The sequence below is a fragment of the Longicatena sp. genome (assembly GCF_982403165.1).
The window spans coordinates 1-13,118 of the sequence record NZ_CEVYEL010000064.1 but is presented as its reverse complement, the minus strand read 5'-3'; the positions used below and the strand labels follow the sequence as shown (position 1 = coordinate 13,118).

The 13,118-nt window shown below is 38.8% G+C and carries 9 protein-coding genes and 1 pseudogene; 6 read left to right on the top strand and 4 right to left on the bottom strand.

Annotation, left to right across the window (positions count from 1 at the left end):
• The 3 genes from AC1VS3_RS11280 to AC1VS3_RS11270 all read left to right on the top strand — a co-directional run.
• The coding region (locus AC1VS3_RS11280) for a transposase (protein ID WP_481275652.1) at positions 1-419 on the top strand (419 nt) is incomplete at its 5' end.
• Positions 420-830: 411 nt separating this feature from the next.
• Positions 831-2,783 (top strand): AAA family ATPase, encoded by a 1,953-nt coding sequence (locus tag AC1VS3_RS11275; RefSeq protein ID WP_008690394.1) that lies wholly within the window; start codon positions 831-833, stop codon positions 2,781-2,783.
• Between the two features lie 81 nt (positions 2,784-2,864).
• On the top strand, positions 2,865-3,617 hold the full coding sequence (locus AC1VS3_RS11270; RefSeq protein WP_008690396.1) for an SDR family NAD(P)-dependent oxidoreductase: 753 nt from the start codon (positions 2,865-2,867) through the stop codon (positions 3,615-3,617).
• A 105-nt stretch (positions 3,618-3,722) separates the two neighbouring features.
• On the opposite strand, the gene mscL is transcribed toward AC1VS3_RS11270, so the two are convergent.
• Positions 3,723-4,217 carry a large conductance mechanosensitive channel protein MscL gene (gene mscL / locus AC1VS3_RS11265; protein WP_481275651.1) on the bottom strand — a complete coding sequence of 165 codons (495 nt, stop codon included), beginning with the start codon at positions 4,215-4,217 and terminating at the stop codon, positions 3,723-3,725.
• A gap of 35 nt (positions 4,218-4,252) precedes the next feature.
• The gene (locus AC1VS3_RS11260) at positions 4,253-5,500 is read right to left on the bottom strand and encodes an aminopeptidase P family protein (RefSeq protein ID WP_008690399.1); all 1,248 of its coding nucleotides are present in this window, start codon (positions 5,498-5,500) and stop codon (positions 4,253-4,255) included.
• A 164-nt stretch (positions 5,501-5,664) separates the two neighbouring features.
• On the opposite strand from AC1VS3_RS11260, the gene ispD reads away from it, so the two are divergent.
• From ispD to AC1VS3_RS11245, 3 genes and pseudogenes are all read left to right on the top strand, one after another.
• Positions 5,665-6,315: a 2-C-methyl-D-erythritol 4-phosphate cytidylyltransferase gene (ispD, locus tag AC1VS3_RS11255; protein ID WP_008690400.1), complete on the top strand. Its 651-nt coding sequence runs from the start codon at positions 5,665-5,667 to the stop codon at positions 6,313-6,315.
• A 365-nt stretch (positions 6,316-6,680) separates the two neighbouring features.
• Positions 6,681-7,253 (top strand): annotated as a pseudogene (locus AC1VS3_RS11250) (ATP-binding cassette domain-containing protein); the annotation flags it as partial.
• Positions 7,254-7,385: 132 nt separating this feature from the next.
• Positions 7,386-8,306, top strand: coding sequence for an ABC-F family ATP-binding cassette domain-containing protein (locus tag AC1VS3_RS11245; protein WP_412109353.1), 921 nt, complete (start codon positions 7,386-7,388; stop codon positions 8,304-8,306).
• Between the two features lie 139 nt (positions 8,307-8,445).
• Here the strand turns inward: AC1VS3_RS11245 and AC1VS3_RS11240 are convergent, their stop codons facing one another.
• Complete coding sequence (locus AC1VS3_RS11240; protein WP_008690402.1) at positions 8,446-9,801, bottom strand: MATE family efflux transporter; 1,356 nt, start codon at positions 9,799-9,801, stop codon at positions 8,446-8,448.
• A gap of 194 nt (positions 9,802-9,995) precedes the next feature.
• Entirely contained in the window at positions 9,996-12,704 is a 2,709-nt protein-coding gene (locus AC1VS3_RS11235) for a sensor domain-containing phosphodiesterase (RefSeq protein WP_008690403.1), read from the bottom strand.
• Between the last annotated feature and the right edge of the window lie 414 nt (positions 12,705-13,118).

Sequence of the window (13,118 nt, the reverse complement as noted above, 5' to 3'; positions counted from 1 at the left end):
CTAGTAAGGATTATAAAAAGTTCACACAAGAATTAAAGAAAGTATATGGGGCACCAAATTTAAAAGCGGCAGCGGCAGCCTTTGAATCTTTTTGTCGAACATGGGAACAGTATCCTGGAGCTATTGAAGTATGGAAAAGGAACTTCAAATTTGTAGAACAATTATATGATTATGGAAGTGATGTACGACGTATTATGTATACCACTAACGCGATAGAGTCGATCAATTCAAGTTTTCGCAAAGTAACGAAAAAAGGCGCCTTTCCAAATGAAAACGCCTTATTCAAATTATTATACTTACGCTGTACAGAGCTAGAAAAGAAATGGAATAACGGAACCATTCACGATTGGTCAAAAGTGTTGAATCAACTTATGGTTAATGAAATTTTTACATCTCGTATTGAAAAATATCTTAAATAGATGTCTTAATCAATTTTACTTACACACTTTTCTTGACAAACCCTCCACGGAGGTGGAATCATATCACATCGGTGAGCAGTCTTTTACTTTGTAAATTTTATTTTATTATGCTTGAAATAGTTTCATGCTGGCGATAAGGTGATGATTCGCCAATTCATCATCAATCACCTTTTTCATCTTCTTTCGGATTTTCCATATAAGTGTCATAGCAACAATAGATGGCTTCCTTGTTTATCTTTTTTGCATAATCTTTTATGTTCATATTCATTCATACCTCTCTATGAGTTTATCATATCCTTTCTCTTGAATTCATACAATAAAGATATCGAAAGATTTAGACTTCTTTCTTGCGTTTTAAATGAATTTGGCAGTCCATACTAACAAAAGCAACCAAGAGAAATCATATGCTATATGGAAACGGATGGTGAAGATATGAAATATCGTTTAAATAAACAGGTGACAAATATCATGAAAAGCGCAGGTGAAGAGGCGCGTGATATGGGAAACAACTATATAGGAAGCGAGCATTTATTACTGGCAATCTTAAAAGATAGTGAGACTCAGTTATGTCAGTTAATCAGTGCACAGGGTGTTTGTTACTATCAGATGAAAGAAGATTTAATGGTACTATTTGGCTTGCGTGATCAAAGTGTGGATGAAATCCAGATCACCCAGGTCGTCGATGATATCTTAGAGCGTGCCATGCAGATTGCACAGCATAAAAAAGCGAAAGTGATGGACGTACAATCCTTATCCTTAGCACTGCTGCAGACAGCAAGCTGTGTGGCTACGGAAATCTTGCATCGCTATGATATTGATGAGAATGTATTGCTGATGCAGATGGAACATGGGGGACGTAATGAATTGGATAAAGTAAATGAATTACGGAATCTAAATACCTGTGGTTTAAATCAGGATATTATAGGTAGAGATAAAGAACTTTCTTTTATGATTTCGGTATTGTCAAGAAAAGATAAGGCGAATCCATTATTGATCGGAGAACCCGGTGTGGGGAAAACCGCATTAGTGGAAAAGCTTGCTGGGATGATACAGGCAAATCAGGTGCCATCCTTACGCAATGCCAGTATTTATGAACTGCATCTGAATTCATTAGTAGCAGGAACGAAATATCGCGGTGATTTTGAAGAGAAATTGCAAAATATTATTCGCCTGTTAGAGAAATATCCGAATGTGATCCTTTTTATTGATGAGATCCATCAGATGATTGGTGCAGGTAAGTCAGAAGGCAGCATTGATGTATCCAGTGTATTAAAGCCATATCTTGCGCGTGGACTGATTAAATGTATCGGTGCTACAACAGTGGAAGAATATGAAAAATATATCGAAAAAGATCGAGCCTTAGAACGACGTTTCCAAATTATCACGATCAAAGAACCAAATCAAAGCGAAACATTGGAAATGTTAAAGGTTAAGGTAAAAGAATATGAGGATTTTCATCAGGTGCATATTCCGATGGATATCTTAGCGAAAATCGTCGCGTATTGTGACTATTATATGCCACAGCGTAAGTTTCCGGATAAAGCGATTGATGTATTAGATTTATCCTGTGTCAGTGCGAAAGCGAGCAATACGCATCAAGTCAATGAAGAAATGGTTAAAGATGTTGTGGAAAAGCTTACAGCGATTCCGCTTGCCAGTGTTGATCGTGTACAATTGTTAAAGGCGCAGCTGCAAGAATCCTTGATTGGACAGGAAGAAGTTATTGATAAATTGATTGCCCAGTTACAATGGATCGAGCAGGGCGTGATTACCCAACGTCCTTTAGGGGTTTGGCTGTTTTTAGGAAATCCCGGGGTTGGGAAGAAGACACTGATGCAAAAATTTAACCGCACTTATTTTAATCAGGAAGATATGGTAACTTTTGATATGGCAGCCTTTGAACAAAACTTTGCGCATAATTTATCTTTACTAAGACGCAATCCCTATACGATCGTATGTATCATGAATTTGCATATGGCGCATGAAGCACAGCTGCAATTCTTACGTCAATCCATTGAAAAAGGGTATATGGAACATGATATTTACAAGGTGGATCTGCGTCATTGTATCATGATCTTGAATGGTGATTTCACGCTAACAAGTGGCAATGAATTGCATTTTCAAGAAACCCAAAGTCTGGAACAAATCTTATCTCGACAGTTGCCTGCATCATTTTTAAGCGTCATTGATGAAATCTTCTGGTTTCATGATCTGAAGCAGGAAGATAAATTGCACATCGTTCATAATGTCTTAAAACAATGGAATAAGACTTTAGCGGATACAAAGATTAAAGAAGTGATTTCTTCTTGCACATCCATGGAAGAAGTAACCAGAAAACTAAAACAGCATCTCGTGGAGGTCTAACCTCCTTTTTCTAAACCTAGAAGGAAATGAGCGTTATAACCGAAAAAATGTGCTATAGTAAAGACATAAGGAAGTGATGTTATGAAAGCATTAATTACCGGCGCCAGCAGTGGGATTGGAAGAGATATGGCCAGAGTTCTGGCAAAGGCCAAAGTTGATTTGATTCTGGTTGCACGAAGAAAAGAACGTTTGATGGAACTAAAAAAGGAATTACCAGTACATGTTACAGTGGTTGTTTTAGATGTTTCAAAACGTGAGAACTGTGAAGCGTTATACCAACGCTTTGTCCATGAACCTATTGATATTCTGATCAATAATGCCGGCTTTGGAGATTATGGGGAATTTCATGAAACGGAGTTAGATAAAGATTTACAGATGGTGCAAACTAATATACAGGCGGTGCATATTCTTACCAAGCTCTTTTTAAAGGATTTTATTCGTCGTGATAAAGGCTATATCTTAAATGTAGCCAGCTCCGCCGCTTTTTTACCGGGACCGTTGATGGCAACCTATTATGCGACCAAGAGCTATGTACTTCGCTTGTCGATGGCGATATGGAAAGAGCTGCAGAAAAAAGGCAGTCATGTTTCCATCTCGGTATTATGCCCGGGACCGGTGAGAACCGAATTCGATAAGGTGGCAAATGTTAAGTTTTTAATGGATGGAAAAACAAGCGAAGAGGTAGCTGCAATTGCCATACGCCGTATGTTAGAAAAAAAGTTACTGATCATTCCCGGCATGTTGATGAAAGCCTCTTATATCGCGACACGCTTTTTACCAAATCGTTTGTTGATGAGCTGTAGTTATCACATTCAGCATCGTAAAAATAAATAAAATCAGAAATAAAAAACTGGAAACAATCCTATAAGCAGAATGTCTTACGATAGGAAGTTCCAGTTTTCTTTTGATGTATTTATGTTCATTCAGAAAGTTATTCGTCTATTCACTTGCCACTTCATCAGCTGCCTCTTCTTCGTTAGGCAATGCACTGGTACAATGTGGACAGCGTGTAGCCTCGATAGCGATTTCTGATTTACAGAAAGGACAAATTTTTGTCGTAGGTGCTTCTGCTTCTTCTTCTTTTTTTCGAAGGGCTTTACACGCTAAGGAGTTCATTGTTTTGACCATCATGAAGATTACAAAGGCCATGATGAGAAAGTTAATGACCTCTGTTAAAAAGACACCATAATTCAAGGTAGATGCATTTGCTTCCTGTGCTTTTGCTAAAGAAGTGTACGTGTTGCCATCCAGGGCGATAAACCAGTTGGAAAAGTCAATGCCACCGGTAATCATCGTAATGATTGGCATGATGATATCATTCACCAAAGAACCAATGATTTTTTGAAAAGCACCACCGATGATAACACCAACAGCCAAGTCAAGCACGTTTCCACGCATGATGAATTCTTTAAATTCTGCATAAATTTTTTTCATGTGTATACCCCTTTCTTAACGATTGCACGTAGGATTTATTTGGCATGAGCCGCCATAAAGGCTTCAATTTCATCCGGTTCTTTGATAATATCTTTGCTTAAGTTGATACAGCCATCTTCCACCACCAGCACATTATCTTCAATGCGTATGCCAATGCCTTCCTCCTCTAAATACAAGCCGGGTTCAATTGTAAAGACATTGCCAGGCTGCAGTTTATAGTTTGGCAAGGTGACATCATGTGTTTCTAGGCCAAGCATGTGGGAAACTCCATGCCAATAATAATCGGCAACACTTTTTCCATGTTTTAATAAATTAAGTTTACTTAATTCTTGATGATAAAATTTAATCAATTCATTATTTAAATCACGTAAGGTTATACCTGGTTTTACCATCTGCATGATCATCTTATTAGCTGTTAAAACAATGTCATAAATTTGACGTTGGCGTTTTGTGAACTTCCCATTTATCGGGAAGGTGCGTGTAATATCGGCATTCATATAAGAATAAGCTGCCCCTAAATCGCATAAAACCAAAGAGCGGTCTTTGATTTTTTGACTATTCTCCTGATAATGTAGGATAGTTGCATTTTTGCCTCCTGCCACAATGGATGGGAAAGAATGCAGACAGTTATTTGATTTTAAGACGAAATCAAAATAAGCTTCCAATTCGTATTCTCCCATGCCAGCATGCGCATGAGCCATCATATTTTCAATGGCTTCCTTTGTCACCGCAATGGCTTTTTGTAATTTTGCCAATTCATCTTCATCCTTAACCAAACGCAGTGCACTGATGTATCCTGCCAGATCATGTAAAACGATGTGTGGATATCTTTGCAGTAAACTACGTGCAAAAATATGCGCTTCACTATCCGCCTGTTCAGCTTCTTGTTTCGTGAAATCCGCATATACATCAACATTTGCATAACCACTAAAATAACGTGATAAGACACTTCCTATGGTATCCATGGCTTCTTCACGCCAATAGATTTCCTGGATACCGGAGATGTTTGCGGCATCCTCAGGCATGATTCTGCCGCCTACCCATTTTGCCAATTCTTCATCATAACGTTCAATAAATAAATACTCACTTACACGTCCTTCAACTTTGATGATGGCAAGTACCATGTTCTCTTTATCTAATCCGGTTAAATAATAAAAGCTGCGATCAACTGAGAAATCATACTTTTCATCACCGACTTTGTAAGGGGCTTTTCCACTACATACCAAAGCAATTGCTGTATCCGGAAGAGCGCTTGCTAAGGCTTTTCTACGTTCTTTATACATCTTTATCCCTCTTTCTATGTATATGATACCTTGATTTTAACATCTGGTATCATTATAGCATAGCTTTTGCAATATTCTTTTTAAAAATAGATTACATATATGATATAATTGTGAAAAATCAACGCCATAGGCAATCATACAATGAAAAGCGGGAGGCTAAGAATATGATAGAATATACAGCACTTATCGTAGCAGCAGGCAGCGGCAGCCGGATGGGTTTGGGGTATAATAAAATGCTATTTAAATTAAAAAACGGACATACGATTTTAGAAGAAACCATCCAGGTCTTTCAAAAGGATACACGGTGTCATCAAATTATCGTAGTGGCCAGTAAGGAAGATATCGAAGTTTTTATGAAGCTATGTACACAAGGGAACATCGTGTTTGTACAAGGTGGGGCAACTCGTCAAGATTCTGTGTATCATGGCTTGAAAGCGGTGATGTGTGAACATGTATTGATTCATGATGGGGCAAGACCGTGGCTGACCATGGATTGTATTGATCGTATTGTTGAAAGCTTACAAGTGCATGATGCTTGTTTGCTCATGATGCCGGTGAAAGATACGATTAAAGTAGTGGAGGATGGAAAGGTGAAAACGACTCCGCAGCGCGCTACTTTATATCAGGCACAAACACCACAAGCTTTTCGAACAAGTGCGATTTTAAAAGCGTATCACAAGGCATATCAAAAACAGCTGCAAGCTAGTGATGATGCACAGATCATGGAACTTTGTGGGGATCATGAAGTGTATGTGGTAGAAGGCAGTTATGGGAATATGAAGGTTACGACAATTGAAGATATTGCAGGGAAATAGAAAACTGAGCTTTAGGAATCACTATTTGATGAAGTCTTTTGGATGTGGACGATTGCGCATGCAGCATATTCTATTTGCTTGCTGATTCCATAGGAAATAGTTATATGAAATCATAGGATATGAAAGGGAACGATGGATGGTCGTTCTCTTTTTAACGAAGAAAAAAGTTTAGGGCAATAAGGAAATATCAAATGATAACCAATAAGTACAAGCAGGGCTATCAAAACCATCGCATATCTACGATACAAAGAATATGAAGAATCATAGAAAACATAATGTTGAAACATTAAAAACGGAGCATCTTTTTTTAAGAGAAGCATAAGCATTTTTTTGTGTATTTGTATTTCTGAAAGACACATGCTATAATGCACAGGCATGAAAAATGGAGGTTCTATATGATAGGGACAAACAATGTGAGCGTGCGTTTTGGTGCACGCACATTATATAAGGATGTAAATTTAAAATTCACGGATGGTAATTGCTATGGGTTAATTGGCGCAAATGGAGCCGGTAAAAGTACTTTTCTAAAAGTGTTAAGTGGTGAATTAAAGCCGGATACCGGAGATGTTTTTACCGGACCGAATGAAACGGTTTTTACACTGGAACAGGATCATTACAAGTTTGAAGAATTTCCGGTGTTAGAAACCGTGATGATGGGAAATGAACGCTTATATGCCATCATGAAAGAAAAAGAATACTTGTACACAAAAGAAGGCGAATTTACCGATGAAGATGGAGTAAAAGCCGGAGAATTAGAAGAAGAATTTGCGAATCTTGATGGCTGGAATGCGGAAAGTGAAGCAGCCAATCTTTTGGAACAGCTGGATATACCGGTAAGCTTACATCAAGAATTGATGTCAGCCATGACGCCTGCACAAAAGGTTAAGATTCTGTTAGCGCAGGCATTGTTTGGCAAGCCAAATACACTGTTGTTAGATGAGCCTACCAATGGTTTAGATTTAAAATCCGTTGCCTGGCTGGAGCATTTTTTGATCAATTATGAAAGTACCGTCATCGTCGTATCGCATGATCGTCATTTCTTAAACAAGGTATGTACACATATCGCCGATGTGGATTTCGGAGGGATTAAGATTTACAGCGGTAACTATGATTTCTGGTATGAATCCAGTCAGCTGCTGGCAAAACAGATGAAAGATGCAAACAAGAAAAAAGAAGAAAAGATTAAGGAATTAGAAGCCTTTATTGCCCGATTCTCAGCGAATGCCGCAAAATCGAAACAGGCAACTTCACGTAAGAAAATCTTAGATAAGATTACGCTGGATGATTTACAGCCATCTACCAGAAGATATCCTTTCGTGGATTTTAAGCCGGAACGTGAATCAGGAAAAGCCATTTTATTTGTCGAAGATCTTTGTGCATCGATTGAAGGGAAAGAACTTTTGCATAACATTTCGTTTTCTTTAATGAATGGGGATAAGATTGCCCTGATCGGCAATCCTTTGCAAACTTCATTATTATTAAAACTTCTGGCAAAAGAAATAGAACCGGATAATGGGAAAGTAGAAATTGGACAAACTATTACACCAAGCTATATCCCTGATGATAATGCTGCTTATTTTGAAGGGGAAGAAAGTATTTGTGACTGGCTGAGCCAGTACACGAGTATTGATGATATGAGTTATATTCGCGGGTTCTTAGGAAGAATGTTGTTTAGTGGGGAAGAAGCCTTAAAACCTGTCAATGTGTTATCCGGAGGCGAACGTGCTCGTTGTATGTTATCAAAAAGCATGTTGGAAGCACCGAATTTATTGTTGCTGGATGATCCTACCAACCATCTGGATCTGGAATCCATTCAGGCTTTAAACAATGGCCTAATTAACTTTAAGGGAGAGATGGTCTTTACCTCTCATGACCATCAATTCATTCAAACAATCGCAAACCGTATTATTGAAATTCGCGAGGATGGCATCATTGATCGCCGCATGAGCTATGATGAATATTTAGAACGTGAATATGGTATTGAAGAGTAAATTCATAATGGCACTGCCTATAAAATTCATAAGCAATAATTATTTAAAATAAGCAAAAGAAAAGCTGATGTATATGTAATACCTTTATTGGTAAGAAACATAGAAACATCAGCTTTTTTTCTGAATGTAAGTAGACTTGTTAATACATGGAACGCTTCATCCAATTGCCTTTTTTATAATATAAGAAGAGCCATAAAGCACTGGCAGCCCATGTTAATGGCCAGCCCATAAAGACAACTCCGATATCATGGAAGATAGGAACACTTGCCAATATCCAGGTCATACGCATTCCACACCAGCAAGTAATCATGACAATCATAGGAATCGTGGTAATACCGGCACCGCGGATGATGCCGTTAAAGGCATGAGAAATAGCAAGGAAAATATAAAATGGAGCTAATACATGCATCATATACAAACCATAGGAAATAACCTTAGGATTATCAGAGAAGATGGATAATACCTGCTCACCGAATATTAACAATAAGGCTGAGATGGCGATGGTTGTGAGTAGGGACATGATGATACCAGAGCGTGCTCCTTGCTTCACACGGTCATATTTCTTAGCTCCCATATTTTGTCCGGTAAAGGTTGTTAAAGCCATAGAATAGCTCATCACCGGTAAAATGGCAAAGCCATCAATCTTGGTATAAGCACCACAGCCAGCCATCGCTAAAGAGCCAAAGGCATTGATATTACTTTGCACGATAACGTTTGAAAAGGAAACAACGCCGTTTTGAATACCACTCGGTAAGCCTAAGCGGATGATTTCAATCAACTTATCTTTATGAAAGCGAATCTTTTTTAAGGTGACTTTATATTCTTGTTTCGTTTTGATGAGTAATAAGAGGGTTAACACGGCACTGATGGTTTGAGCAATTAAGGTCGCCCAGCCTACGCCGGCTATGCCCATATCAAACACGATGACAAACAATAGATCCAGCAGGATATTGGTGATACTGGATACAATCAGAAAATATAATGGATTTTTAGAATCCCCAACAGCACGCAGGATACCACTGCCCATGTTGTACAACATAACGGATAGAATACCACCAAAATAAATACGCAGATACAAAACAGAACTGCTCATAACATCTGATGGAGTTCCAATCCAACGCAATATGGTTGGAGAGAAGATGATTCCAAACAAGGTCATAAAGATACCGGCTGTCATAGTAAGGGCCAAAGAAGTATGGATACTGTCTTGTAAGCTTTCCATATTACGAGCGCCGAAATAACGAGAGATGATAACTCCAGCACCAACCGATAACCCCATGAAAAAGCTGACAAGCAGGTTAATAACGGGAGCACTGCTGCCAACAGCAGCTAAGGCCTGTGCACCTATATAATTACCAACAACGACAGAATCCACCGCATTATAAAGCTGTTGGAATAAATTGCCTAATAAAAGCGGCACGGAAAATAATAATAACTCTTTCCATATAACACCTTCTGTCATTAATCCTTTCTGTTTGGTTTTCTCCTGTTGCATGACATCACCTTACCCCTTATTTCTTATGGTTCTTTATTATACACCCGACTTTGAAAAAAAGATAGTTCACAAAATCATTCTCTTTCATAGAAGTTGCGGTTTTCTTTCATTTATCCTAAAAAAAACATCCTGCCCTATATTGGAGAAAGCTTGTGGCAGCTTACTAATATAAGACAGGATGGAGGGAAATGTGATTAGGATTTGGGGTGCATATACTTACGCTGATACTCATCAACAGGTAAAGGAATGCTGTAATAAAAGCCTTGAACAAGTGTTACACCGCAGGATGTGAGGGTCTGCAGCTGTTGCAGTGTTTCTATACCTTCAGCGATAATTGTAATATGTAATTCTTCACATAGTTTCATGATGGCAGTTACTATTTTTTGCGTCCGTGGATTACTGTCTAATTCATTGATGATACTCTTGTCTAGTTTCAAGACATCAAATGGAGCAGCGGATAATAATGCCAGATTGGCATACTCAGTACCAAAATCATCTAACGATATTCTAAAACCATGATGTTTTAATTCATGTATCAAAGTTATAAGGTCTTTATCAGAAAGATGATCGCCATGTTCACTGATTTCAATTTCCAGATAGGATGGAGCTACTTCATATTTTTGACAGATAGCTAATAAATCCTGAAGTAAGGTGGCTTTGATCATCGTTTGACGGGATAGATTAACGGAAATCGGGACAATCGTGGCATAGGCATCCAGCCACTCGCGAATGAGCATACAGATGCGTTCAAAGATGTAATAATCAATCACGGAAATCAGATGATGCTCGGCTAGCAGGGGCATAAAATCCCCTGGTGATATTATGGTTCCATCACGGTCTTCATAACGTATCAAAGCTTCGGCCCCAAACGCTTCTCCACTTGTCGAGCGAATTTTTGATTGCAGATACACGTGAAAATGGTGCATAGCTATTTCTGCTTGTAACGTGTTGGGGTCAGAAAGATGCAACAATTCATCATTATAATGACGATAACGCTTTGTATTTTGACGATTCCGATAGAAAACACGTTTATCTTCATACATACAGGCATCTGCTTCGGCAATAAAATCATTGATGCCATCCGCCTGTGGTGACCAACGGCTGCCCAAAGCAAACTTCAGCATTTCCTGATCTTTGATAGAACCTCGCAGTTCACGGACTTGCCGCTGGAAAACATCTTGGCTCAGGTTTGTGGATATGATAACAAATTCGTCTCCTCCGATACGATAAATATCGGCCTGTGGGAAGACACGTCGCATATGTAAAGCCGCTTCGATGATAAGCTCATCGCCACGGGCATGTCCATACTTATCATTAATATCTTTTAAACCGTTGATATCCAGATAAACGACACCGACGGATTGATGAGAGTGCGCGATATGTTTTACATCTTCGATGTATCGGTTGCGATTATAGAACGAAGTTAATTCATCATGATAGCTTAAATGAGCCAGTTTCTTTTCTGCTTGATCTCGTTTGATGGTCAGCATGATAAAGTAACACAAGGTTTGTAACATCGAAGTAATATTTTGCATCATGTCCTTAGCTGGATTGTCAACTCCTAAGACAGCGATGATCTGATGATTACTTTCTAATGGAACAGCTACCATACGTTGGATGTTATGGTTTTGTAATATCTGATATTCTTCTTCAGAGAGCTTATTTATTTCCGCAAGATCACTGATGATAACGCTCCCCTTTTCACTAAAGGCCGAAAGCCAATGATGGATAACGGCTTGCGGGAGTTTAGCAAAATCTTGTTTGCGAGAAGCGATATGGGCATCACACCATTCTTGATTAGCAAACGGCATCTGATTATCAATACTGATAAGGTACGTACAATCCGCTGTAAAGAATTTGCCGACGGCTTGTAACACGGCATGAATGCTGCTTGTGACATCTTGATTTTCATATAGATGATGAACACAGCGGACGATCATATTTTGCGCATCCAGCATGTTCTGTAATTGTTGTTTCTCTTTCTCATTTTCGGTCATGTCGAAAGCAATTTCCATACGTGCTTTACGTCCTTCCCACTCAATGAGACGATCTTTTAACAGGTAATGGCGTAAAGAGATGGGATTAGAAAATTCCCAGGTGATAATTTTGCCTTCATCCAATTGCGGATTTGTACAAAACGGACAAGGCGAAGTTCTTCCCTGCAAAACTTCATAACATTTGCGTCCGTAAAAGTCTTTTGTATGGAAAGAACGCTGGCCGGCTTCATTTAAAAAATATAATTCATAAGTTTCTAAATCGGCAATATACAAAGTTTCGGATATTTCATTCATCGGAGCCTGTAATTGTTTCGCCAACAGCGATAAGGCTTCACTTTTTTTACGATTCTCAATTTCCACCTTTTCCATTTCTTGTTGGCGTTTACGCATTCGTGAAGTTATGGCGGCGACAAAAGCAACAATTGCCAAACAAAGAAGAATTTGTACCATCAGTATCCGCATGATCGAAGAGACGCGTTGCTCGGTATATATTTCAGCTTCTTTTACGGCATCATCACAGGCTTGAAAGTACTGTTCACTTAACCGTAGTAATTCGGCAGTATCCTTACTTTTGCGGACTTCTTTAATTTCCTCCTTGATTACAGCCCAATCTTTTTCAAGCTCCTGCAGCTGTTTTTGGTAGGTTTCATCATCCAGGCGTGTTAATCCATTTGGTCCATCACCTGTTTGTAATTCGTTTAGGATTCCATCCAGCTTTTGAATAAGCGCATGATTTGTTTTGCCTGCCATTTCCTGTTTCACCAGAAGTTGCGTAGCTCCACGGACAACACCGGTATAATTAACCACGCGGGCATTTCCCTGCATGTTTCTGATAGCGTTTAAAGATAAAAAACCGGAAAGGATGAGGGAGAGTATCAGAATGGTGGGAATCAGCTTTTTCTGCATGGAAGACACCTCCTGCCTATACATCATTTCGATCATTGAGTGAGTATCTTTCTATATATCATACTATAAATAAGCAAAAAAAGGTAAAATTTTAGTGAATTCTATCGATGATAAAAAAGGATTTATCTAAGGGGAAGAGAATGAGGCTAGATAGCGTGGAAGTCTAAGTGAGCAGCCATGAGGAACGCTTCGAGAAAGAAAGGGTATCGTTTGAGCGTGACATGAGATGATCCAAGAAGAGAAAATACGAAAACTTTAAAATATCCCTTTACATTTCAAAAGCAACAATGCTATAATCAATAAACGGGTAGAAATCTCTACTCCCCGCTCTGCACATGAGGCAGGGCCATGAGACCATGAGGAGGTGTACAGAATGAAAAAATACGAAATCATGTACATTGTGAACGCATCTTT